This window comes from Microcoleus sp. K4-B3, from assembly GCF_036704615.1.
Classification (GTDB): domain Bacteria; phylum Cyanobacteriota; class Cyanobacteriia; order Cyanobacteriales; family Microcoleaceae; genus Microcoleus.
In genome coordinates this window covers 19,578-40,639 of record NZ_JAUBSF010000063.1, presented here as the reverse complement: position 1 = coordinate 40,639, position 21,062 = coordinate 19,578, and the positions used below count along the sequence as shown (strand labels likewise).

The following is a 21,062-nucleotide window of genomic DNA, read 5'->3' as shown; positions in this document are numbered from 1 at the left end:
AATGGTTATTAAATGGGATCGAAAAATCAAAAATAAAGGCAATGCTATTTTATCCGGTTTAGCTGCGTAGCAGCTTAACTCCTATAGGACTTAAACGGTTACAGTCAGCAATTATTTCTGTGGAGATGGCAGAAAACAATGGCGATCGCTTTACTCTCGACGAACTAGGCTGGCGCATGAATATTTCTAGCAAAACACTGAGCCGATTGTGGTCGTTGGATACAGGTGTAGACCAAAAAACTCTGAAATTGTGCTTCAGCACTTTTAACTTGGAATTACGCAATGAAGACTATGCAATACTAAGTGAAGCGGACAATACTGAAACTTCTCATGCGCTCTCGTTGAATTTAGATACAGAAGAAGTAAATTTGTCTGAGTCTTTATCCGTAAACTCATTTGTTAACGAACAGCCTGACCAAGTTGAAAATCTCTGGTCATACCCGGATGGACCCGTACCTTTGGATTCTCCCTTCTATATCGAACGTCCCCCAATTGAGGAACTGGTTTATCAAGAGGTACATCAACCTGGCTGTATGATTCGGATTCGCTCCCCCAAACAGATGGGTAAGAGTTCTCTTGTGCTGCGACTCTGTGCCTTTGCACAAAAGCAAGGGTATCGCACAGTAAATCTAAATTGCTACCAGATAGATTCTGATTGTCTAACTGACTTAAATAAGCTTTTGCGTAATTTTTGCTGGCAAATTGCAACAGAATTAGGCATTGACCCCAACCTGAATGATATATGGGATGAGGAAGTTGGTTGTAATTTGAATTGTAGCTTTTACTTGCAGGACTATTTGCTCAAGCAGATTCAAAGTCCAGTGGTTCTGGTGTTAAACGAAGTCGATCGCTTTTTTGAATATCCTCAGATTGCTAGTGACTTCTTTGCCTTGTTGCGTTCGTGGTGCGAGTCAGCACGACAAAATCCTAATTGGCAAAAGCTTCGGATAGTAGTGGTTTACTCTACAGAAGAGTATGCCACCCTAAATATCAACCGCTCCCCGTTCAATATTGGGCTACCTATCCGTCTTCCAGAATTTACTCAGCAACAGGTAGAAGACTTAGCCAAGCGACACGGGCTAGACTGGAGTACTGGTAAGGAGTCTGCCCAACTGATATCACTTGTGGGAGGCCATCCATCACTGATTCGGATTGCTCTGTATCATATTTGCTGTCAGGAGATGACTTTAGAAGAACTGATACAGGAGGCTCTAGCCAACGGTGGCATTTACCGTTATCATTTATGGCGACACTGGATAAAACTGCAAGAAAATCCTGATTTGGCTAAGACTTATGCTGAAGTAGTCAAGGCAAAGAAAGCGATGTGTCTTAATCCTATTGAGGCTTATAAACTTGAAAGTTTGGGATTAATTGGCTTTAAGGGCGATCGCATTTTACCCCGTTGCGAACTCTACCGCGCCTATTTTGCAAAACAACTATTGGCAAGTGATACTATTTAAGATTACGGAAAATTTTGATACTTTGATAAAGCTCACTCAATTGAGCATCTAAAAGATTACGCATTTTTCGTTTATGAACGGAAGAGCCATTATCGGTCAACTCAGATCTTGCACCTATCAGGAGAAACACTTAAGGAGCAAATAATTGGTGTAAGAAAAGAACACTAAAACAAAAATTGCTCTCAGTAGGCAAGAGGAGCTAAGATAACTTTACTAACCGTGAGATTACGTAGTCTAGTCCCCAACTCGCACTCTAAGCTATCTTGCCGCAATTGCTGGTGTTCCTTTTTTTACTCGAGCTTAAATGAATGCGTCCTCTTGCACTTAGTTACGGAATATACATTCAACTTTATCGGTGCAAGATCTGAGTCAAGGATTAACAAGATCGATCAAGCAGTGAAGCGATCGCACTTCGCGGAACGCCTTAAGTATTATTACTCAGGTTTCTCCGCAACTGAGGTATTAGCGATAGCGTTAGCGTTAGCGCAGCGAGGCGTTAGCCTAGCGCTGCTGCGTTCGCGTAGCGTCTCGCATAGAAGCGCAGATCGCTCTTTAGTCCTTCAGAGAATAGATAATCTTCTGGCGGGAAGGGAGTAACTACTTGATAAAAGTCAGTTCAAACTGGGCTTTTGGCTCACTGGCGTACTGATCCTCACGAATTCTTGCCACTACAACATCATTGTAGTTATCAGTACGCTGAGTACGGGCTAGGTATTGCGAATTAATAATGGATTTTAAAGCAATCTTACTACCAGTTATGGCAATCTTCCCACCATCTAAGATGACCACCTCAAACTGAGCGGCTTCTGATGCTGTTGACAGACTAGCTACCGCAGAACGGTAGGGAGGTTCAGCCGTTTGCTCTTGTTTATAAGCTACGAACAGACCGTTATTAGCCTTGAGAGCAATCTTATTACCGTCTAACTTAACGACTTCAAAATGAGTTGTGGGGTCGCTGTTGAAGTTGGTAGCTGCTACTTTGGCAATCACAGCTTGTTTAACAGCATCTATACGAGCCAAGTACAAACCATTATCAGCTTTTAAGCCAATAATTCGACCAGTTTGTAAACCTTGCTCTTGCGGCTGAGTGCTTGGCTCTGGATAAAGGGTGCGACCCAGTTTTTTCTCTGGATCTACTGCCTCATTATTCGCAATCCATTTACCACAAAGAAAGACCCACTCCTGACCCGTCTCTTCATCCTTGACAATCACTTTTTCCAAGAACCAGGCAGGCGCATCATTTTGATTGTCGTGACGGACGTGGACACTTTCGAGATTGCCCAAGTCTGTATATTCGATGTCAAAGTAGCGGGTTGAGCCAAGCGGAAAACTTCCGGTCAGATGATTTTCTGCGCTGACACCTAGTGTGCCATCAATAGTAAGATAGACGTTAGCGTCGGTTGCTGCATTTTCCTTATCCCCTGTAACGACAGTTACCTTGTAATTTTTAGTAGGGAGCAATGCCTGAGTGGGGATGATTTCTTCTTCCTTACCAGGATAAGACCAAGATAATTTGATCTCACCAGGCCCGCCCTGGTTGTAGTACTCCAGGATAATAGGATACTTGCGCCCCTTTCTCAACGTGATGGGATGATCGCTTTTGTCTTTTGTAGCGCCGTGTGCCGTCCAATTTTCAATGAGCAATTGGTTATTAACAAACAAGCGAACACCGTCATCAGAGGAAGTGTAAAAAGTGTAGTCTCCACTCACGGGAGGAATTAGCACACCTTTCCAACGTGCAGAAAATGCGTTATTTACACCCGGTGCGGGTTTATCTGTTCCTGCCCAAGTAAATTCGATTTTCGGGTCAGTGCGGACAAGAACCGAGGGGTCTAGTAACGTGTTGTTGTTGAAATAGTAACCTTTTAAACCAGACATCATGGTCTCCTTTGCTTCAAGTCAAGTACAGTCATGTTTTGATAGCGAGCGGTCAACTACTTAATGACGGTCACTTCAAACTGGGCTTTTGGTTCACTGGCGTAGCTAGACTCCCGGACTCTGGCCACTAGGACATCATTAAATTCATCAAGACGTTGAGTACGCGCTAGGTAAAGTTCGTTAACGGCCTTTAAGGCAATCTTGTTACCATCTAAAACGATCACCTCAAACTGAGCTGCTTGTGTTACTGTCGAAAGTTTGGCTACAGCAGAACGGTAGGGAGGAGTACCTGCTTGATCTTCCTGATAAGCTACGAACAGACCATTATCAGCTTTGAGGGCGACTTTATTACCGTCTAACTTGACTACTTCAAAATGAGTAGATGGGTCGTTTATAAGGTTGGCTGCTGGTACTCTAGCAACTACAGCTTGTTTGAGAGAATTTGTACGAGCGAGGTACACACCATTATCGGCCTTTAAGCCAATAATCTGACCGTTGCGTAGACCTTTCGGCTCACTGCTGTCCCCTGGACGCAGGGTACGACCCAGTTTTTTCTCTGGATCTACTTGCTCATTATTCGCAATCCATTTGCCACAAGAGAAGACCCACTCCTGACCCGTCTCTTCATCCTTAACAGTCACTTTATCCAGGAGCCAAGCAGGCGCTTCATTTGAATTGTCGTGACGGACGTGGACACTTTCGAGATTGCCCAAGTCTGTAGAGTCAATGTCAAAATCGCGTGTTGAGCCAGTGGGAAAACTTCCTTCAAGATAGTTTTCTGCACTAACCCCTAGAGTGCCATTAAGAGTGAGGTAGACGTTAGCGTTGGTTTCTGCACCTGGATTTGGCTGATTTGCTGTAACTACAGATACTTTGTAATTTTTGGTAGCGGTAAATGCTTCTGAGGGAATAAGGTCTTCATCCTGACCAGGATATGACCAGAACAAATCGATGACAGCACGTCCAGTTTGGTCATAGAACTCAAGGGTAATCGGATACTTGGCTCCTTCAGACAATTTGACGGGTTTGCTTACGTCTGTTGTAAGAGAGTGGGAATTCCAATTATCGATAATTAATTGATCATCAACCCACAATCGCACACCATCATCTGAACTGGTGCAAAAGGTGTAATCTCCATCTACCGGAGGATTTAGCATACCTTTCCAGCGTACAGAAAACCCATCAGGGTTAACAGTAGGAGCGGGTTCTTTTAGCCAACTAAATCCGATTTTCGGGTCAGTGCGGAGATGGGCTGAAGGTTTCTGTAACGTGGTGTTGTTGAAATAGTAGCCTTTTAAACCAGACATAAGAGTTTCCTTTGCCTCAACTAAAGTCGTGTTTTGATAATGCTTGATACCTGTGCAGTATCCATAGCCTCTGACATCCCTGCAATGTTGATGTCATTCAATCGCGAACAGCAATGAGTGGCAACTATCATCGCCAAGTAAATTGAGCTGTAGGGTCTGACGCAACCTGACTTTCTGGTACTTTCGCCACAAGATTTATTCCGACGCGAGCTAAATAGAGACCGTTATGCGCCTTAATAATCAGCTTGCCGTTGCTCAACGTAAACAGTTCAAACTCACCAGTAGTACCGTATGACCACTGTCTAGTTGTTAAAACAAGATATCCTCTTGAACCCCAAACATAGTTGTTACCCAGTACGTGCATGAAAACTCCAGGGAACAAATGACAGATATTTAGAAATACCTTGTTACCACCCGCAGACTGTATATGGATTCTGCGGTAGAGGGGTAGAATCGAAAACGGCCAGAAGTTTGTAATAACAGGTGCCGTCCATAGGGCTTTACAATACACATTCCACCTGTTATCCGCATACAAATACACGCTTCGACCTGCTAGATTTACTGGTGTGCCGGGGCCAGTATTAGCAGTGGGTGGAACAGGTGGTGGTGGAGGTGGGGTTGGTTTAAACGCACTGGATGGAACAATATCTTCATCCACACCATCGGTATACCAGGATAATGAGACTCTAGCCCCTCCGCTCTTGTCGAAGAATTCCAGCTTGAAGGCATAATCCTTATTAGCTTCAAATTTGGTAGGAAGACTGGTTACTGTGTCAAGGCGGCCATCCCAGTTATCGATGATCAGTTTATCGTCAATCCACAAGCGGACACCATCATCACTTTTATTGGTATCAGTAATAAACTTATACTCGCCAGCTTTTGGAAAGTTAATTGAACCAGTCCAGCGTCCAGAAAATCCATCTGAGTTCACGCCGCTACCAGGAGATCCGGTTTTCCAATTATAGTCAACCACTGGGTCAACACGAGTCAGTACTGGAGTACCGCTCAAGTCGATGTTATTGTAAAACGAAGCTTCTAAACCAGACATGGTGGTTTCTCCTTAATGACACATCGTTATTTTTGTCGATAAGTTGTGACAAACAATTGGCAAGCTTATCTGCGCGTAATTGTTCGCTAGCTGTAGGAGCCAGCAATAAAAAACACTTCGACCTGCAAACAGGCTCGTTTTGAGCCAGGATTATTTGCAACTAAAGTACTCAATGAGCGCCAGGATTAACTGCCATTGGGACAGGATTAAGGTTCAATGGTTGATTCAGGGTAGCCACCGAGATACCCGGCGGTCACCCCATTAGTTGAGGTCTGATTTGGTAGAGGTGTGGTTACCATGATTGAAACTCCGAAAATATAGTGGACTTCATCTCTCCTGCACAAGTGCTGGGTTGCTTGCCTTATGAGTAAATTCCTTTCATGCTTTTAATATTTCAGAATTTTTATGAGAATGCAAGGACACTTAAGACAGTTAAAGAACTCATAAAGACACTTAAGACAGTTAAGCATACATTGTAATTGCTCAACCCCCTTGACAAGAAGACGAGATAGACATTAGATAAAGGAATGGAAAAACTTCCCGACTTAAAACAACTATCGAACGAGGCAAAAGAAGCCTTGATAGTAGAGCTATGGGAGAAAATCCAAAAACTCAGCGCCACATTAGCCACCTACGAACCAAAACCAAAGCCAGAGCCATCTCCCAAAAAAACTAGCAAAAATTCCAGCATTCCACCGTCCTCATGATTCAAGCCCAACATTCAGCCATCGAAAATTGAGGGGAGCCAAAGACAAAAAAGCCTAGTTCGAGTCGGAGGGGGAAGAGAACTACATCCTCTTATGGTTGCGGTCTGGTGCGGGATTATTTGAAAACTAATACAGCAGTGGAGAAGGGCGAAACTCCTGCGGAGTCGCGGCGCGATCGCTCGCTCTGCAATGACAGAAGGACGTTTACAAAAAACAATCACTTTTGAACCACCTTGTCGCTTGGAGTATACGTTCAGTATTGGCGATGGCAGTAAACAGTTTGGATTTGTCAGCTACTGTGTTTCATAAACCTGGAATCTGCTGTATTTGGGGTCTTGGATTGGAAAGTTCGATCGGTCAATCAAACTCATTCACAGCTTGCAAATAGTCGATCGCTGCATCTATCCTCGAAGAATACTTAAAAGCAAACTGATCGAACCAATATCCCTCATCGGAATTCTTATCCAATTTTTTCAGCCAAACCTGAGCTTGCCTAACTTTCTGTCTGTGCGTTTGTACCTCCAACTGCGGCCCCGCGACTTTTTCTGCTGGCCGCGGTTCAAGTGAAGCCACTTCCTGAGCTTTATTTTGGGCTTCGTACTCAGCCTTAAGCGGTTCAAGTGAAGCTGCTTCCTGAGCTTTATTTTGCGCTTCGTACTCAGCCTTAATTTGAGCTAAATCCTTATCCAAAGGACTAGCATACAAATTTATATCTGATGTTTTAAATGTTGGATTTGACGGCGCTTGTGCTTGCACCGACGCCTGACTTTTCAACTCAGCAATTTTTTGAGATGCTTGATACTCTGCCTTAAGTTCACCTAACAGGCGATCGATCGATTCCATAACTTAAACCCCCCTAAAAAATGCTGCTGGGCCAACTGACCCCAATACAATCACGGAAACTTCGCCCGCCTCCTCAATCAGTTATTGCATTCAGCAATACCTCCGTCAGGGTCATTCCTTCAATATCATCCATCGTGACAGTATCAACGATATCGAATTTAGCCCCAGCGCTTTGCAGTTCGTCATCCAATATCTTGAGAAACTTAGTAGCTTCCGGCGCATTCCCTACTTGAATGAAAGAAATCGCCAACTCTTCATCTCGATCGAGCTTCCGCGAAGCCTCTATAATCGTTTTCATCACTTCTTTGCGATCGTCCGGTTCCCCGTCCGTCACCACTAATATTGTTTCCCCATTTTGCTTGGTCTTACCGGATGCTTTGCGCTGAAAAAAACTGTTCAGAGCGTCTTGCAGAACGAGCGCTAAATTCGTAGTTCCAGAAGGTTCGTTTTCTTGGAAAATTTGCACGACTTTAGCGGATGTTACGTTGTCGTAGCGCTTGAAGCGACCGGAAAACAAATAAACTGTTATGCCATCCGGGTCGAGTTCTTCGCATCTATTCGCCAATGCGATGGTCGATTCTTGCATGAGCGCCCACCGACTTTTCCCGCCCATCTGGTCTTTCGTGTACATACTGCCGCTTTTGTCAATGATGATTGTATAATCGCGGTTCTGAAGCATAAGATTTTTCCTGTTAATTAAGTTTTTCCCAAAAAAATCAAAACCAGCGAGCAGAAGCTGTTGAGCTTTAGTTGCTCGCTGCGTTTTTTAGTTGATTTGCGATCGCAAATACCGGAATTTAAGCTGGCACTAAAGCATCTTTAAGTGGCTTCCAGCTAAAAGCTCGATCGCCCCCCATCTCCACTGCTATTTTAACTCGCGGTTCTAACGTCGGCAAAACAGTCAAATACTCAATCTCCTGACTCGACAAAATTTGCCCTTCAATAATCCACAGCACCAGTCCTTTTGCTTTCGGCCGCAAATTGTCTAATTGAGTTTGCAAAATCGGCGGCACGTAGTATGTATAACCCACAGCCGCTTCGTTGCCAGTAGTTTTCTTGCCCAAATGCGGCGGCCGCACCCCGTGAACCCCGGTCAAATACATCGCCAAATCTCCCAAACCCCGCGCCGTAATCGTGTGCGCACCGTAGCCCGCAGCTCTCAGCCGCCGCAGGTAGCGCCCCTCAAATCCTCCCTCTAAAGGAACGTACAGGGCCAGCGACCCCGACTTTTCCAAATCCCGAATCACATCCTTGCCCGTCGTAATCAGTCCCATAAATTTGTCTTGCCTGCTATCTTAAATTTGGTCGATCGCTGCTTGCGAGCTTGAGATATTATAAATCCTCGCTTCTGAGGCGAAAAGTTATCTTCGCGGCCTTGACAAACGGCAAACACTTCATGTACTATAGTGAATTGTCGCCGTAAAAGGATACTGAGTAGCTTGCTGCTCAAGTCCTGGCACAAACAAGCAAGACCGAGATCGAACTCGGAGATCGAACAGGTAAAAAGCCGCGAATCTCAACCCTTGCAAGACTTCCACAAGCTCGCTCCCAAATTTAAAACTCAAATTTTAAACACCGAGGAAAGCTGTTGGTTGATAACAGTTAATTGCAGGAACAATGAAATAAATGTTTCTGCACAAGAGCAAGCGGATTGACGTAAATTTCGCAATCCGAAACCTCTTGCGTAAATAAAAGGAAAAAAATCCGTGTCTGTAGGCATTCTTGGCACTAAACTAGGCATGACTCAAGTGTTTGACGCCGAAGGGAGAGCCATCCCCGTCACCGTCATACAAGCAGGGCCTTGTACAGTAACTCAAATCAAAACAAAACAAACTGACGGCTACGGTGCCGTTCAAGTCGGATACGGCGATGTTAAGCCGAAGGCTCTCAACAAGCCAGAATTGGGACACCTCGCGAAGTCGGCAGCGACACCATTGCGCCACTTGCAGGAATACCGATTGGAAGATACCAGTTCCTTTGAATTAGGCCAACAACTGAAAGCCGATACTTTTGCAGCCGGACAAATAGTAGATGTCATCGGTACGAGCATCGGTAAAGGTTTTGCAGGCTTCCAAAAGCGCCACAACTTTAAACGAGGCCCCATGTCTCACGGTTCCAAAAATCACCGCGAGCCTGGATCGATCGGGCCTGGAACTACTCCCGGTCGCGTTTATCCCGGGAAAAGAATGGCGGGACGTATGGGCAACGTTCAAGTCACCGTCCGCAAACTAACAATTATCCGGGTGGATACAGAGCAGAATTTGCTGCTAATTAAAGGAGCAGTTCCCGGCAAAGCTGGCGCCTTAGTCAATGTTGTGCCTGAGAAAAAAGTAGGACGTTAGTCAGTAGTAAGTAGTCAGTAGTCAGCAGTCAGTAGATAGTGGTTGGCCGTTAGTAGCAAGCAATAACTAAGAACTAAAAGCTGAAAACTAAGAGCTGAAAACTAAGACCTGAGAACAGACAACAGACAACAAACAACAGACAGCAGAAAACTAACAACAGACAACTAACAACAGACAAAGGACAAAAGATATGGTTAACTGTGTAGTGCGAAATTGGCAAGGCGAAGAAGTTGGGGAAACAACTTTAGAACTGCGCGTAGCCAAAGAAGAAAATGCGTCTCACATCGTTCACAGAGCATTGACGCGGCAAATGAATAACGCCCGTCAAGGAAATGCTTGCACCAAAACTCGATCGGAAGTCAGAGGCGGCGGCCGCAAACCCTGGCGTCAAAAAGGCACCGGCCGAGCCAGAGCAGGTTCGATCCGTTCTCCGCTGTGGCGGGGCGGCGGTGTCATATTCGGGCCAAAACCGAGAGACTTTGAAGTCAAAATGAATAAAAAGGAACGCCGTCTCGCTTTGCGGACAGCATTCCAAAGTCGCACCGAAGACATAATTGTGGTTGAAGAATTTGCAGAGCAATTTCCGAGACCGAAAAGCAAAGAATTGCTGAGTGCGATCGCTCGCTGGGGCATCGAACCCGATACAAAAGTTCTGTTAATCCTGCCAGAACCGCAACTAAACGTCTACTTATCAGGACGCAACATCGAATTAGTAAACGTCATCTTGGCAACTTCCCTGAATGTTTACGACGTTCTGGCGGCTGACAAAATTATCGTCACATCTACAGCCATAGCTAAAATTCAGGAGATTTACGGTGAGTAAAATCGACCCCCGCGACTACGCAGATTTGATCCAGCGTCCGATTCTCACCGAGAAAGCTACCCGAATGATGGAATTAAATCAATTCACATTCGACGTAGCTCCCAAAGCGACCAAGCCTCAAATCAAAGCTGCAATCGAAGAACTCTTTAAGGTTAAAGTCATCGGCGTCAACACCCAAAACCCGCCGCGCAAAAAGCGTCGAGTTGGCAAATTCGTCGGCTTTAAACCTTGTTACAAGCGAGCAACCGTAACTCTGACGGACGGAGACTCGATCCGCAAACTCTTATTCCCAGAAGTCTAGACGATTTTGGATTTTAGATTTTAGATTTTAGATTTTAAATTGCGGTTAACTGGTGGAAATTCTCGAACCAGAAAACTCGTAAGTTAACCAAAGATCGCCAATCTTCAACCTAAAATCTAAAATCGATAAACGTCAAATCCAAAATCCAAAATCCAAAATCTAAAATAGATCGATTATGGGCATCCGTTCTTACCGACCTTATACCTCCAGCACCCGGGAACAGACCGTCTCGGACTTCGCTGAAATTACCAGATCAGAGCCTGAAAAGTCTCTAACCAGCAACAAGCACACCAAACAAGGCCGCAACAACCGAGGCGTCATTACCTGTCGCCACCGGGGAGGCGGTCACAAACGGCTGTATAGAGACATCGACTTCCGCCGCGACAAACACAGCATTCCCGCTACCGTCAAGGCGATCGAATACGACCCCAATCGCAACGCCCGCATCGCCCTCCTGTTCTACAAAGACGGCGAAAAACGGTACATCCTGCACCCGCTCAACTTAAACGTCGGTACAGTAATTGTCTCAGGCCCGGACGCGCCGATCGAAATCGGCAACGCCCTGCCCCTGAAGAACATTCCCCTCGGTACCAGCATTCACAACGTCGAGCTAGTACCAGGTAAAGGCGGGCAAATCGTCCGTTCCGCAGGCTCCAGCGCTCAGCTAATGGCAAAAGAAGGTAGCTATGTTACCCTCAAACTCCCCTCCGGCGAACAGCGCAAAGTCCGCGCCGACTGCTACGCCACCATTGGTCAAGTCGGCAACACAGACGCCAGAAACCTCAGCCTCGGTAAAGCCGGCCGCACCCGATGGAAAGGTCGCAGACCCACCGTTCGCGGTAGCGTCATGAACCCCGTAGACCACCCGCACGGCGGTGGCGAAGGCAGGGCTCCCATCGGACGTCCGGGGCCTGTCACTCCTTGGGGAAAACCAGCATTGGGTGCAAAAACTCGACGCAAAAACAAGCGCAGCGACGCTTTAATCGTCCGGCGCCGCCGCAAATCTTCCAAGCGCGGCAAGGGCGGCAGACAAAGTTAGTCATTAGTCATTAGTCATTAGTTTGTATCTTTTGACTGATGACAACTGCTAACTGACAACTAACAACTGACAACTGAACTCATTGGAAAAACCATGTCTCGATCGCTAAAAAAAGGCCCGTTTGTCGCAGATCATCTGATGACAAAAATCGAAAAACTCAACGCCGCAGGCCAAAAACAAGTAATTAAAACTTGGTCGCGAGCTTCCACAATCCTGCCCCAAATGGTAGGCCACACCATCGCCGTTCACAACGGCAGACAGCACGTACCAGTCTACCTCACAGACCAAATGGTAGGTCACAAACTAGGAGAATTTTCCCCCACTCGTACCTTTAGAGGTCACGCTAAAAGTGGTGATAAAAAGGCAAAAAGATAGCCTAATTAGGTGACAGGTAATAGGTAGTAGGAAAAAAAATTACCAATTACCAATTACCTTTTCCCCAATTACCAATTACCAATTACCAAAATCGAAATGGCTATAGATACCACATCCGAAATTAAGGCGATCGCCCGTTACATCAGAACATCCCCCTTCAAAGTGCGCCGTGTCCTAGACCAAATTCGCGGCAAAAGCTATCAAGAAGCGCTGATTTTACTCGAATTCATGCCCTATCGCGCCTGCGAACCAATCGTCAAAGTTTTGCGATCGGCAGTAGCAAACGCCGAACACAATGCAGGATTGGATAAAGCCAAGCTCGTAGTTTCTCAAGCTTACGCAGACCAAGGCCCAGTCCTCAAACGATTCAGACCCCGCGCTCAAGGTCGCGCCTACCAAATCCGCAAGCCAACTTGTCACATTACCGTAGTAGTGGCTCCGCTCGTAGAAAACTAATCAGGGAAAACGTAATAGGTAATAAACAACTTAAAGTTGAAAAAACAGGTAATCACCAATTACCAATTACCAGTTACCAATTACCAATTACCAATTAACTCATCAACTTTTATGGGCCAAAAAATACATCCAATTGGTTTCCGCCTCGGCATTACCCAAGAGCACCGGTCTCGCTGGTTTGCTGACGCCAGAAACTATCCAGAACTCTTGCAAGAAGACTACAAAATTCGCAAGTACGTCCGCAAAACCCTCAGCAATGCTGGGATTTCCTCAGTCAGAATTGAGCGCAAAGCCGATCAAATCGACCTCGAAGTGTTCACCGCCAGACCGGGCGTTGTTGTGGGCCGCGGCGGCGCAGGCATCGAAACTTTGCGCGTCGGTTTGCAGCAGCAACTCGGCAGCAACCGCCAAATCCGCATCAACGTCGTGGAAGTCCAGCGAGTAGATGCCGATGCCACACTGATCGCAGAATACATCGCTCAGCAACTAGAACGGCGCGTATCCTTCCGCCGAGTAGTCCGCCAAGCAATCACCCGCGCCCAAAAAGTAGGCATCCAAGGCATCAAAATTCAAGTCAGCGGACGCCTCAACGGCGCAGAAATCGCACGTACCGAATGGACGCGCGAAGGAAGAGTCCCCTTGCACACGCTGCGGGCAGACATCGACTACTCCTACTGCACTGCTCAAACCATCTACGGTATTCTCGGCATTAAAGTTTGGGTTTTCAAAGGCGAAATTATTCCCGGACAGGAACAGGAGGCTGCACCAAATGCAGCAGTGCCCCGGACTAAACAAAAGCGCCGCCGCCAGAACTTTGAAGATCGATCGAACGAAGGCTAACTAATTGTTAACTGTTAGTTGTCACTTGTTAAGTGTGAGTTGTTCCAAACCAATTAGCAATTAGCAATCACCAATTACCAATTACCAATTACCAATTACCCAACTCCCAAAGCCATGTTAAGCCCTAAAAGAACGAAATTCCGCAAACAACAGCGCGGGCGAATGAGCGGTATTGCCACCCGCGGCAATACAGTTAGCTTTGGCGACTTCGCGCTCCAAGCCGTCGAGCCCGCCTGGATTACTTCCCGCCAAATAGAAGCCGGACGCCGCGCCATGACCCGCTACATCCGCCGGGGCGGCAAAATCTGGATTCGCATTTTTCCCGACAAACCAGTCACCCAGCGCGCAGCAGAAACCCGGATGGGTTCTGGTAAAGGCGCACCTGAGTTTTGGGTTGCCGTCGTCAAACCCGGCCGGGTAATGTTTGAAATTGGCGGCGTAACTGAAGAAACTGCGCGCGAAGCAATGCGTTTGGCTTCTTTCAAATTACCAATTAAAACCAAATTCATCAGCCGCGAAGAAGACCAGTCATAGCGATAATCGAAGGTAGAAGTAGGTCGGCATTGGTCAAAATTTTAAACGGCTACAGCTAATTTAAAATCTGCCATTCATAACTTTTCTTTCCTTCGACATTCAGCATCTAGACAATTCTGTCTTCAAAAGACCGATCGCTAACGAGAAAGCACACAATTATGTCTTTGCCCAAGATTAAAGAAGCTAGAGAATTAAGCGATGCAGCACTAGCAGAGCAAATTTTAGCCGTCAAGCGCCAACTAATGGAATTGCGGCTCCAGCAAGCTACCGGCCGCATGGAAAAGCCTCACCTGTTCAAGCACGCCAAGCACCGCGTCGCTCAATTGATGACAGTTGAACGCGAGCGCCAAATCGCTGCTGATGCAGAAGCGGCAGAAAAATTAGTCGCAGCTAAAGATGCCGCAGATTCGGCTCCAAGCGCAGAAGTCAGCCAAGAGTAAGCAGCAGCCTAGCCTCGGCTCGCACAGTAGCTAAAAAAACTCAATTGCAGAACAACAATAGGTAGGTATGGCAATTAAAGAACGAGTTGGCGTAGTAGTCAGCGACAAGATGGATAAAACCGTCGTGGTAGCAATCGAAAACCGCTCCTCCCACACCAAATACGGCAAAATCGTAGTCCGCACCAAGCGATACAAAGCTCACGACGAAGAAAATCAGTGCAAGTCGGGCGATCGTGTCCGCATCACTGAAACTCGCCCTTTGAGCAAAACCAAACGCTGGACGGTTGCTGAGATTTTCGGTGCAAAAAATGGCTAACAGTTAATTCTTAATTGCTTTGAAGTGTGCGATCGTCAAATCAATCGATCGACCCTGTGATTAACCATCAATTAGCAATTAGCAGTTAGCAGTTAGCAAGCATCAAATTACCTTTTCCCCAATCACCATGATTCAACCCCAGACATACCTCAATGTCGCCGACAATAGCGGAGCCCGCAAACTGATGTGCATCCGCGTATTGGGAGGCGGCAACCGCCGCTACGGCGGAGTCGGCGATGTCATCATTGCCGTCGTCAAAGACGCCATCCCCAATATGGCCGTCAAAAAATCAGATGTCGTGCGGGCTGTCATTGTCAGAACCCGCAAAGGCCTGCGCCGCGACAGCGGCATGAGCATTCGTTTTGACGATAACGCCGCCGTTATTATCAACGTAGACGGCAACCCCAGAGGCACTCGGGTTTTCGGCCCCGTAGCCCGCGAACTGCGCGACAAAAACTTTACTAAAATCGTTTCCTTAGCCCCGGAGGTACTTTAAAATGTACGGAAAAAAGGGTAAACCAACTAGCGAACCGCAGCGCTACAGAATGCACGTCAAAGCAGGCGACACCGTGCAAATAATTACTGGCAAAGAGAAAGGAAAAGTCGGAGAAATCTTAAAGACATATCCTAAAGTCAGCAAAGTAATTGTTAAAGGTGTAAACATCAGAACCAAGCACGTCAAGCCCCAGCAAGAGGGAGAGTCCGGGAAAATAGTCACGTTTGAGGCTCCCATTCACAGCTCAAATGTCATGCACTATTCCGAAAAAGAGAAAATAGCCAGCCGCGTTTGCTATACATTTAGCGAAGATGGTCGGAAACTGCGACAGCTCAAAAAAACCGGAGAAATCATCGATCAATAGTGATTGGTTATCAGTCATCAGTCATTAGTCCGCCTTCTGACAACTGACTTTTCAACTCATAACTAACAGCTAACATCGGTGCCACTGACAAGCGACCAATTCCCTGACCAAGCCCAGGGACAGTTAAGCAAACACAAAAACTATGCCGGACAAACTCAAGGTTCTTTATCAAGGAAAAATCGTTCCCACACTGATGGATCAGTTTAAATATACTAATATCCATCAGGTTCCCAAACTCGTCAAAGTCACCGTGAACCGCGGTTTGGGAGAAGCATCTCAAAATGCTAAGGCACTGGATTCGTCGATCAACGAAATTGGCATCATCACCGGGCAAAAACCGGTGGTGACGCGGGCGAAAAAAGCGATTGCAGGCTTCAAAATCCGCAAAGGAGTACCCGTCGGCGTTATGGTGACGCTGCGCGGCGATCGGATGTACGATTTTCTCGATCGGCTGATAAACCTCGCACTCCCCCGAATCCGCGACTTCCGCGGCATCAGCCCCAAAAGCTTTGACGGGCGCGGCAACTACAGCTTGGGTCTGAGAGAACAGCTAATTTTTCCAGAAATAGAATATGACCGCATCGATCAAATTCGAGGCATGGACATTTCAATTATCACCACAGCAAACACCGACGAAGAAGGACGCGCCTTGCTTAAAGAAATGGGAATGCCGTTCCGGGACAACTAAGCACTAGAGTAAGAAGCAAAAGATGGCAGCTAACGATACCATAGCAGATATGTTGACGCGCATTCGCAATTCTTGCATGGCGCGCCACCAAACAACGCAAATTCCAGCTACAAAAATGACCCGCAGCATCGCGCAAGTCCTCAAAAGTGAAGGCTTTATCAGCGAATTTGAAGAAGCAGAACCAGAAGGGATAAAGCGACATTTAGTGCTTTCTCTAAAGTACAAAGGTAAAACTCGCAAGCCCATTATCACGGCACTTAAGCGAGTCAGCAAACCAGGACTGCGCGTTTACTCGAACCGTAAAGAATTGCCCAGAGTGTTAGGCGGAATTGGCATAGCCATTATTTCTACCTCCAGCGGCATTATGACGGATAGAGAAGCTCGACGCCAAGGTTTGGGCGGTGAAGTGCTTTGTTATGTTTGGTAGTCATTAGTCATTAGTCATTAGTCGCTGGTCGTTGGCAACAGACTCCAAAATCAATCACTAAGGACTAATAACTAAAGACTAATAATCAAGGACTAATAACTAAAAACAAAGGACAAAAAACTATGTCGCGAATTGGCAAGCGTCCGATTAGCATTCCCAATAAAGTCACCATCACCCTAGACGGTCAAAAAGTAGCCGTCAAAGGCCCTAAAGGTGAACTTTCCCGAGTTATCCCAGCCGAAATCCTCATGGGACTCGAAGGCGAGACTTTACTCGTTACCCGCCGAGACGAATCTCGCGTCGCCAGACAACTGCACGGCTTGTGCCGCACCCTAGTCGCCAACATGGTCGAAGGTGTATCCCAAGGTTTTCAGCGGCGCCTCGAAATTATCGGCACAGGTTATCGGGCACAGGTTCAAGGACGGAACCTGATTTTAAACGTCGGTTACAGCAAGCCGGTTGAAATGCCTCCTCCAGAAGGCATCACAATGGCAGTTGAAGGTAACACCAACGTCATTGTCTCCGGCATTGACAAAGAACTCGTAGGCAATACAGCAGCCCGCATCCGCGCGGTGCGTCCGCCCGAAGTCTATAAAGGCAAAGGCATTCGCTACAGCGGCGAAGTCGTCCGGCGCAAAGCTGGTAAAACAGGCAAAACAGGTAAGAAGTAACAATGAAGCTTACTCGCAAAGAATCAGTCCACCGCAGACACCGCCGGGTGCGGCGCAAGGTGTTCGGCACCTCCGAACGTCCCAGACTAGCGGTATTTCGCTCAGAGCAGCACATCTACGCTCAAGTAATCGACGACACCGCACAGCACACTTTGGCTGCTGCGTCAACTCTCGATCCCGAATTGAAGTCAACTCTCAGTTCTGGTGGCAACTGCTCCGCGAGCGCCCAAGTCGGTCAGTTGATTGCCAAACGCTGTTCCAGCGCTGGCATAGTCAAAGTCGTATTCGATCGCGGGGGCAACCTCTATCACGGTCGCGTCAAAGCCCTCGCAGAAGCAGCTCGCGAAGCGGGGTTAGACTTCTAGAGGGGGTAATGGGTAGCGGGTAATGAGTAATTAAAAAGTAAAAAGTCAAAAGTTGAAAGTGAAAAGGCCAAATCCAGATTTCTTCTATTTTTACTTTTTACTCAAACAATTACCACTTGCCGATCGCCTTTCACCAATTACTAATTCCCACAGGACAAAACTATGGCAGAACAAAAAGAACAGCGCAACAAGAAAAAAAGCAGCAGTAACAAAACACGCGAAAAAGAATCCGAATGGCAAGAGCGGGTCGTTCAGATCCGGCGCGTTACTAAAGTAGTCAAAGGTGGTAAAAAACTTAGCTTCCGCGCCATAGTCATTATCGGTAACGAACGCGGTCAAGTTGGAGTGGGAGTCGGCAAAGCTAGCGACGTAATCGGTGCCGTTAAAAAAGGCGTCGCTGACGGCAAAAAGCACCTAATTGAAGTTCCCCTCACCAAAGCTAACTCCATCCCTCACCCCATCAACGGTGCAGGCGGCGGAGCCAAAGTCATGATGCGTCCGGCAGCACCCGGAACAGGGGTAATTGCAGGGGGAGCAGTGCGAACTGTTCTCGAACTAGCAGGAGTCCGCAACATCTTAGCCAAACAGCTAGGTTCCGGAAATCCCTTAAACAACGCCCGAGCAGCAGTCAATGCCCTCTCCACCCTCCGCACCTTGTCCGAAGTTGCTCAAGAACGCGGAATTCCAGTAGAAAACCTCTACGGTTAGGGCATAGAGAATGGGAAACTGTAAGTTTTGAGTGTTAAGTGCTTGCGTGGAAAATAAAAAAATCCGCAACTCAAAACTCACGCACTCAAAACTACTGCGTACCCGCTCTCTAAATACCAATTACCAATTACCAATTACTAAAACTATGAGATTGCAAGACGCCCGACCCAAAGCAGGCTCCCAAAAGCGCCCCCGACGCTTGGGCAGAGGTATTTCTGCCGGTCAAGGCGCGAGCTCCGGCAAAGGGATGCGCGGTCAAAAATCTAGAGCCGGTAGCGGCACTAGACCCGGTTTTGAAGGTGGTCAAAATCCCCTTTACCGCCGCCTGCCTAAGCTGAAAAGCTTCCCTTTAGTGAACCGCAAAGAGTACACTACCATTAATGTAAGTAAATTAGCATCGCTGCCAGCAAACACAGAAGTTACTCTCACCTCTTTGATCCAAGCAAAAATTGTCACCACAGACGACGGGCCGCTGAAAATCTTAGGAGATGGCGAACTGAATGTGCCTTTGCAAGTGCGGGCCTCGGCTTTTACTGCAGGTGCTCGCACCAAAATTGAAGCCGCCGGCGGAAGTTGCGAATTAGTTGCGTAAAGATTTGAGGTTTGAGAGTCTGTCCAAATCTCAAATCCTCAAGCTTGCTATCAGAAAATGATTTAGTCGAAAATCCCAAATCTAAAATCCAAAATCGTAACTATGGACGTTAGTAGAGAGAAAGCGCCAACTGCACAAGAGACGTTCATGCAGATGGCTCAAGCTGCTGGTTTGCGAGGCCGCATCCTCGTAACCATTGGCTTACTGATTTTAGTACGCCTGGGTGTTCACTTGCCAGTCCCCGGCATCGATCGAGTCGCCTTTGCCCAAAACGTCCAAAATAGCCCTTTAATTGGCTTTTTGGATTTGTTCTCAGGAGGTGGCTTGTCAGCTTTGGGGATTTTCGCGCTGGGGATTTTACCCTACATTAATGCTTCAATTATTGTGCAGCTTCTAACTGCGGCTCTGCCAAGTTTAGAAGACTTGCAGAAAAATGAAGGAGAAGCAGGGCGACGCAAGATTTCTCAAATTACTCGCTACGTTTCTTTGGGCTGGGCAATTTTGCAAAGCGTTGGCATTGCGATTTGGGTCAGCCCTTTTGCTCAAGCTCCAGCGCCTTTATTCATAGCACAAACTGCTTTGGCCCTGACGGCCGGCTCAATGTTTGTGATGTGGATATCGGAAGTGGTGACGGAGCGAGGTATCGGGAACGGAGCGTCGCTGCTGATTTTTATCAATATTGTGTCGGTATTGCCGCGCTCTTTGGGACAAACTTTTGAATTGGCTCAAAGTGGGGACACGCAAGTTGTCGGCCGTGTAGTAGTTCTGCTGCTGGTCTTTTTGGTGACGATTGTCGGGATTGTTTTTGTTCAGGAAGGTACTCGTCGCATTCCGATTATTTCGGCCCGCCGCCAAGTCGGCCGCAAAGTTTATCGGGAGAGCCGGAGCTATCTGCCCCTGCGCTTGAATCAAGGCGGAGTGATGCCGATTATTTTTGCATCTTCGGTTTTGATTGTGCCTTCTTTCCTAGCTCAGTCTCTCAATAACCCGTTTTTGGTTCAAGTTGCTAATGTTTTGAGTCCGAACGGGCCGGCGCCTTGGGCTTACGCGCTGTTTTATCTGACTTTGATTCTGTTTTTCAGCTATTTCTACGCTTCGTTGATTGTCAACCCCGTAGATATGTCTCAGAACTTGAAGAAAATGGGTGCCAGCATTCCTGGAATTCGTCCGGGTCAGAAAACCAGCGATTATGTGGAGAAGGTTTTGAACCGTTTGACTTTCTTGGGAGCGATATTTCTCGGTCTGGTGGCCATTGTACCAACTGCTGTGGAAAGCGCGATCGGAGTTCAAACTTTTAGAGGTTTTGGCGCAACTTCCCTACTGATTCTAGTAGGTGTCGCGATCGAAACTGCTAAGCAAATTCAAACTTACGTCATCTCCCAACGATATGAAGGAATGGTGAAGTAATCGCAATGCACTTGATTTTTATGGGGCCTCCAGGGGCAGGAAAGGGAACTCAGGCTCAGCTTTTAGCAGCTCTCTGGAAAATACCCCACATTTCTACCGGTGACATCCTACGCGCCTGCGTAGTTGCCAAAACGGACTTGGGTCAAAAGGCACAATCCTACATGGATCGGGGAGAGTTAGTTCCTGACGAGTTATTGATGGATATCGTGCAAGAACGTATGAATCAGCCAGATGCTAGTGCTGGCTGGATTCTCGACGGCTTTCCCCGCACAGTCTCACAGGCAGCTTTTTTTGACAAACTGCTCTGCGATGTTGGCGGTGGGGGAAGTGCGTCTGGAAAGGACTGCGATCTCAGAGCTGTCAATTTGGACGTTCCTGACAATATTTTGGTGGCTCGCCTGTTGTCGCGGGGTCGCCAAGATGACAACGAGGAAACGATCCGCCGCCGGTTGCAAGTTTATCGCGAGCAAACTGAACCTTTGATTGAGTTTTACAGAAACCGCGAACAGTTAGTTGCGGTTGATGGCGATCGATCCATGGAATTAGTCACCGCAGAACTGCAACAAGCTCTCTCGGGCGACTCTTGAACCCTCTCAATACAGCTTGTTACTCACAAGCTTTTGCTAAGATATGTT

General features: G+C 47.0%; 28 protein-coding genes. 22 read left to right on the top strand and 6 right to left on the bottom strand.

Going from position 1 to position 21,062, the window contains the following annotated elements:
* Positions 1-125 precede the first annotated feature (125 nt).
* Positions 126-1,460 carry an AAA-like domain-containing protein gene (locus QUA78_RS22795; protein ID WP_333306138.1) on the top strand — a complete coding sequence of 445 codons (1,335 nt, stop codon included), beginning with the start codon at positions 126-128 and terminating at the stop codon, positions 1,458-1,460.
* Between the two features lie 597 nt (positions 1,461-2,057).
* Here the strand turns inward: QUA78_RS22795 and QUA78_RS22790 are convergent.
* The 3 genes from QUA78_RS22790 to QUA78_RS22780 form a co-directional block, all read right to left on the bottom strand.
* On the bottom strand, positions 2,058-3,341 hold the full coding sequence (locus tag QUA78_RS22790; protein ID WP_333306140.1) for a PA14 domain-containing protein: 1,284 nt from the start codon (positions 3,339-3,341) through the stop codon (positions 2,058-2,060).
* A gap of 53 nt (positions 3,342-3,394) precedes the next feature.
* On the bottom strand, positions 3,395-4,645 hold the full coding sequence (locus tag QUA78_RS22785; RefSeq protein WP_333306142.1) for a PA14 domain-containing protein: 1,251 nt from the start codon (positions 4,643-4,645) through the stop codon (positions 3,395-3,397).
* A gap of 127 nt (positions 4,646-4,772) precedes the next feature.
* Positions 4,773-5,693, bottom strand: coding sequence for a PA14 domain-containing protein (locus QUA78_RS22780; RefSeq protein WP_333306144.1), 921 nt, complete (start codon positions 5,691-5,693; stop codon positions 4,773-4,775).
* A 527-nt stretch (positions 5,694-6,220) separates the two neighbouring features.
* Here QUA78_RS22780 and QUA78_RS22775 point away from each other — a divergent pair.
* Complete coding sequence (locus QUA78_RS22775) at positions 6,221-6,400, top strand: hypothetical protein (protein ID WP_333306146.1); 180 nt, start codon at positions 6,221-6,223, stop codon at positions 6,398-6,400.
* Between the two features lie 357 nt (positions 6,401-6,757).
* Here the strand turns inward: QUA78_RS22775 and QUA78_RS22770 are convergent, their stop codons facing one another.
* The 3 genes from QUA78_RS22770 to QUA78_RS22760 form a co-directional block, all read right to left on the bottom strand.
* Positions 6,758-7,243, bottom strand: a complete 486-nt coding sequence (locus QUA78_RS22770) for a salt stress protein, Slr1339 family (protein ID WP_333306148.1) — start codon at positions 7,241-7,243, stop codon at positions 6,758-6,760.
* 73 nt (positions 7,244-7,316) lie between these two features.
* On the bottom strand, positions 7,317-7,922 hold the full coding sequence (locus QUA78_RS22765) for a VWA domain-containing protein (protein WP_333306150.1): 606 nt from the start codon (positions 7,920-7,922) through the stop codon (positions 7,317-7,319).
* Positions 7,923-8,040: 118 nt separating this feature from the next.
* On the bottom strand, positions 8,041-8,517 hold the full coding sequence (locus tag QUA78_RS22760; protein WP_333306152.1) for an NAD(P)H-quinone oxidoreductase subunit N: 477 nt from the start codon (positions 8,515-8,517) through the stop codon (positions 8,041-8,043).
* Positions 8,518-8,949: 432 nt separating this feature from the next.
* Here QUA78_RS22760 and rplC point away from each other — a divergent pair, with 432 nt between their 5' ends.
* The 20 genes from rplC (at position 8,950) to QUA78_RS22660 (ending at position 21,014) form a co-directional block, all read left to right on the top strand.
* Positions 8,950-9,585 carry a 50S ribosomal protein L3 gene (rplC, locus tag QUA78_RS22755; RefSeq protein ID WP_333399030.1) on the top strand — a complete coding sequence of 212 codons (636 nt, stop codon included), beginning with the start codon at positions 8,950-8,952 and terminating at the stop codon, positions 9,583-9,585.
* A 190-nt stretch (positions 9,586-9,775) separates the two neighbouring features.
* A complete protein-coding gene (gene rplD / locus QUA78_RS22750) occupies positions 9,776-10,408 on the top strand; it encodes a 50S ribosomal protein L4 (protein ID WP_333399029.1) in 633 nt (210 codons plus the stop codon).
* Positions 10,401-10,709, top strand: a complete 309-nt coding sequence (locus tag QUA78_RS22745) for a 50S ribosomal protein L23 (RefSeq protein WP_006634999.1) — start codon at positions 10,401-10,403, stop codon at positions 10,707-10,709. Before rplD ends, QUA78_RS22745 begins: the two co-directional genes overlap by 8 nt.
* A gap of 175 nt (positions 10,710-10,884) precedes the next feature.
* Complete coding sequence (gene rplB, locus QUA78_RS22740) at positions 10,885-11,748, top strand: 50S ribosomal protein L2 (protein WP_006634998.1); 864 nt, start codon at positions 10,885-10,887, stop codon at positions 11,746-11,748.
* A 93-nt stretch (positions 11,749-11,841) separates the two neighbouring features.
* Positions 11,842-12,123 carry a 30S ribosomal protein S19 gene (rpsS, locus tag QUA78_RS22735; RefSeq protein ID WP_332978146.1) on the top strand — a complete coding sequence of 94 codons (282 nt, stop codon included), beginning with the start codon at positions 11,842-11,844 and terminating at the stop codon, positions 12,121-12,123.
* Between the two features lie 96 nt (positions 12,124-12,219).
* A complete protein-coding gene (rplV, locus tag QUA78_RS22730) occupies positions 12,220-12,579 on the top strand; it encodes a 50S ribosomal protein L22 (protein ID WP_172190397.1) in 360 nt (119 codons plus the stop codon).
* A 111-nt stretch (positions 12,580-12,690) separates the two neighbouring features.
* The gene (rpsC, locus tag QUA78_RS22725; protein WP_172190398.1) at positions 12,691-13,419 is read left to right on the top strand and encodes a 30S ribosomal protein S3; all 729 of its coding nucleotides are present in this window, start codon (positions 12,691-12,693) and stop codon (positions 13,417-13,419) included.
* A 114-nt stretch (positions 13,420-13,533) separates the two neighbouring features.
* Entirely contained in the window at positions 13,534-13,953 is a 420-nt protein-coding gene (gene rplP, locus QUA78_RS22720; protein ID WP_333399028.1) for a 50S ribosomal protein L16, read from the top strand.
* Between the two features lie 158 nt (positions 13,954-14,111).
* A complete protein-coding gene (gene rpmC / locus QUA78_RS22715; RefSeq protein ID WP_333399027.1) occupies positions 14,112-14,393 on the top strand; it encodes a 50S ribosomal protein L29 in 282 nt (93 codons plus the stop codon).
* Between the two features lie 67 nt (positions 14,394-14,460).
* A complete protein-coding gene (gene rpsQ, locus QUA78_RS22710) occupies positions 14,461-14,709 on the top strand; it encodes a 30S ribosomal protein S17 (protein WP_015178711.1) in 249 nt (82 codons plus the stop codon).
* A gap of 127 nt (positions 14,710-14,836) precedes the next feature.
* Positions 14,837-15,205 carry a 50S ribosomal protein L14 gene (gene rplN / locus QUA78_RS22705; protein WP_172190401.1) on the top strand — a complete coding sequence of 123 codons (369 nt, stop codon included), beginning with the start codon at positions 14,837-14,839 and terminating at the stop codon, positions 15,203-15,205.
* A gap of 1 nt (position 15,206) precedes the next feature.
* Positions 15,207-15,569: a 50S ribosomal protein L24 gene (gene rplX / locus QUA78_RS22700; RefSeq protein ID WP_333234752.1), complete on the top strand. Its 363-nt coding sequence runs from the start codon at positions 15,207-15,209 to the stop codon at positions 15,567-15,569.
* 142 nt (positions 15,570-15,711) lie between these two features.
* Positions 15,712-16,257, top strand: coding sequence for a 50S ribosomal protein L5 (gene rplE / locus QUA78_RS22695; RefSeq protein ID WP_006634989.1), 546 nt, complete (start codon positions 15,712-15,714; stop codon positions 16,255-16,257).
* Positions 16,258-16,279: 22 nt separating this feature from the next.
* The gene (gene rpsH, locus QUA78_RS22690) at positions 16,280-16,684 is read left to right on the top strand and encodes a 30S ribosomal protein S8 (RefSeq protein ID WP_332978141.1); all 405 of its coding nucleotides are present in this window, start codon (positions 16,280-16,282) and stop codon (positions 16,682-16,684) included.
* Between the two features lie 122 nt (positions 16,685-16,806).
* Entirely contained in the window at positions 16,807-17,355 is a 549-nt protein-coding gene (gene rplF, locus QUA78_RS22685; RefSeq protein WP_172190403.1) for a 50S ribosomal protein L6, read from the top strand.
* Between the two features lie 2 nt (positions 17,356-17,357).
* Complete coding sequence (gene rplR, locus QUA78_RS22680) at positions 17,358-17,720, top strand: 50S ribosomal protein L18 (RefSeq protein ID WP_333306803.1); 363 nt, start codon at positions 17,358-17,360, stop codon at positions 17,718-17,720.
* Between the two features lie 162 nt (positions 17,721-17,882).
* A complete protein-coding gene (gene rpsE, locus QUA78_RS22675) occupies positions 17,883-18,428 on the top strand; it encodes a 30S ribosomal protein S5 (RefSeq protein WP_333306802.1) in 546 nt (181 codons plus the stop codon).
* A 145-nt stretch (positions 18,429-18,573) separates the two neighbouring features.
* On the top strand, positions 18,574-19,020 hold the full coding sequence (gene rplO, locus QUA78_RS22670; RefSeq protein ID WP_006634984.1) for a 50S ribosomal protein L15: 447 nt from the start codon (positions 18,574-18,576) through the stop codon (positions 19,018-19,020).
* Between the two features lie 102 nt (positions 19,021-19,122).
* Positions 19,123-20,427, top strand: coding sequence for a preprotein translocase subunit SecY (gene secY / locus QUA78_RS22665; RefSeq protein ID WP_172190407.1), 1,305 nt, complete (start codon positions 19,123-19,125; stop codon positions 20,425-20,427).
* Between the two features lie 5 nt (positions 20,428-20,432).
* Positions 20,433-21,014, top strand: coding sequence for an adenylate kinase (locus tag QUA78_RS22660; RefSeq protein WP_333306800.1), 582 nt, complete (start codon positions 20,433-20,435; stop codon positions 21,012-21,014).
* Positions 21,015-21,062: the final 48 nt, after the last annotated feature.

Bases quoted from the DNA above. Each gene is read 5' to 3' on its own strand.
- rpsS (WP_332978146.1), top strand. From the start codon at position 11,842: ATGTCTCGATCGCTAAAAAAAGGCCCGTTTGTCGCAGATCATCTGATG.
- QUA78_RS22785 (WP_333306142.1), bottom strand. From the start codon at position 4,645: ATGTCTGGTTTAAAAGGCTACTATTTCAACAACACCACGTTACAGAAA.
- rplN (WP_172190401.1), top strand. From the start codon at position 14,837: ATGATTCAACCCCAGACATACCTCAATGTCGCCGACAATAGCGGAGCC.
- QUA78_RS22660 (WP_333306800.1), top strand. From the start codon at position 20,433: ATGCACTTGATTTTTATGGGGCCTCCAGGGGCAGGAAAGGGAACTCAG.
- QUA78_RS22770 (WP_333306148.1), bottom strand. From the start codon at position 7,243: ATGGAATCGATCGATCGCCTGTTAGGTGAACTTAAGGCAGAGTATCAA.
- QUA78_RS22775 (WP_333306146.1), top strand. From the start codon at position 6,221: ATGGAAAAACTTCCCGACTTAAAACAACTATCGAACGAGGCAAAAGAA.
- rplO (WP_006634984.1), top strand. From the start codon at position 18,574: ATGAGATTGCAAGACGCCCGACCCAAAGCAGGCTCCCAAAAGCGCCCC.
- QUA78_RS22760 (WP_333306152.1), bottom strand. From the start codon at position 8,517: ATGGGACTGATTACGACGGGCAAGGATGTGATTCGGGATTTGGAAAAG.
- QUA78_RS22795 (WP_333306138.1), top strand. From the start codon at position 126: ATGGCAGAAAACAATGGCGATCGCTTTACTCTCGACGAACTAGGCTGG.
- rplD (WP_333399029.1), top strand. From the start codon at position 9,776: ATGGTTAACTGTGTAGTGCGAAATTGGCAAGGCGAAGAAGTTGGGGAA.
- rplX (WP_333234752.1), top strand. From the start codon at position 15,207: ATGTACGGAAAAAAGGGTAAACCAACTAGCGAACCGCAGCGCTACAGA.
- QUA78_RS22790 (WP_333306140.1), bottom strand. From the start codon at position 3,341: ATGATGTCTGGTTTAAAAGGTTACTATTTCAACAACAACACGTTACTA.
- QUA78_RS22780 (WP_333306144.1), bottom strand. From the start codon at position 5,693: ATGTCTGGTTTAGAAGCTTCGTTTTACAATAACATCGACTTGAGCGGT.
- rplB (WP_006634998.1), top strand. From the start codon at position 10,885: ATGGGCATCCGTTCTTACCGACCTTATACCTCCAGCACCCGGGAACAG.
- rplV (WP_172190397.1), top strand. From the start codon at position 12,220: ATGGCTATAGATACCACATCCGAAATTAAGGCGATCGCCCGTTACATC.
- rplR (WP_333306803.1), top strand. From the start codon at position 17,358: ATGAAGCTTACTCGCAAAGAATCAGTCCACCGCAGACACCGCCGGGTG.
- secY (WP_172190407.1), top strand. From the start codon at position 19,123: ATGGACGTTAGTAGAGAGAAAGCGCCAACTGCACAAGAGACGTTCATG.
- rplF (WP_172190403.1), top strand. From the start codon at position 16,807: ATGTCGCGAATTGGCAAGCGTCCGATTAGCATTCCCAATAAAGTCACC.
- rpmC (WP_333399027.1), top strand. From the start codon at position 14,112: ATGTCTTTGCCCAAGATTAAAGAAGCTAGAGAATTAAGCGATGCAGCA.
- rpsC (WP_172190398.1), top strand. From the start codon at position 12,691: ATGGGCCAAAAAATACATCCAATTGGTTTCCGCCTCGGCATTACCCAA.
- rpsQ (WP_015178711.1), top strand. From the start codon at position 14,461: ATGGCAATTAAAGAACGAGTTGGCGTAGTAGTCAGCGACAAGATGGAT.
- rplE (WP_006634989.1), top strand. From the start codon at position 15,712: ATGCCGGACAAACTCAAGGTTCTTTATCAAGGAAAAATCGTTCCCACA.
- rpsE (WP_333306802.1), top strand. From the start codon at position 17,883: ATGGCAGAACAAAAAGAACAGCGCAACAAGAAAAAAAGCAGCAGTAAC.
- QUA78_RS22765 (WP_333306150.1), bottom strand. From the start codon at position 7,922: ATGCTTCAGAACCGCGATTATACAATCATCATTGACAAAAGCGGCAGT.
- rplP (WP_333399028.1), top strand. From the start codon at position 13,534: ATGTTAAGCCCTAAAAGAACGAAATTCCGCAAACAACAGCGCGGGCGA.
- rpsH (WP_332978141.1), top strand. From the start codon at position 16,280: ATGGCAGCTAACGATACCATAGCAGATATGTTGACGCGCATTCGCAAT.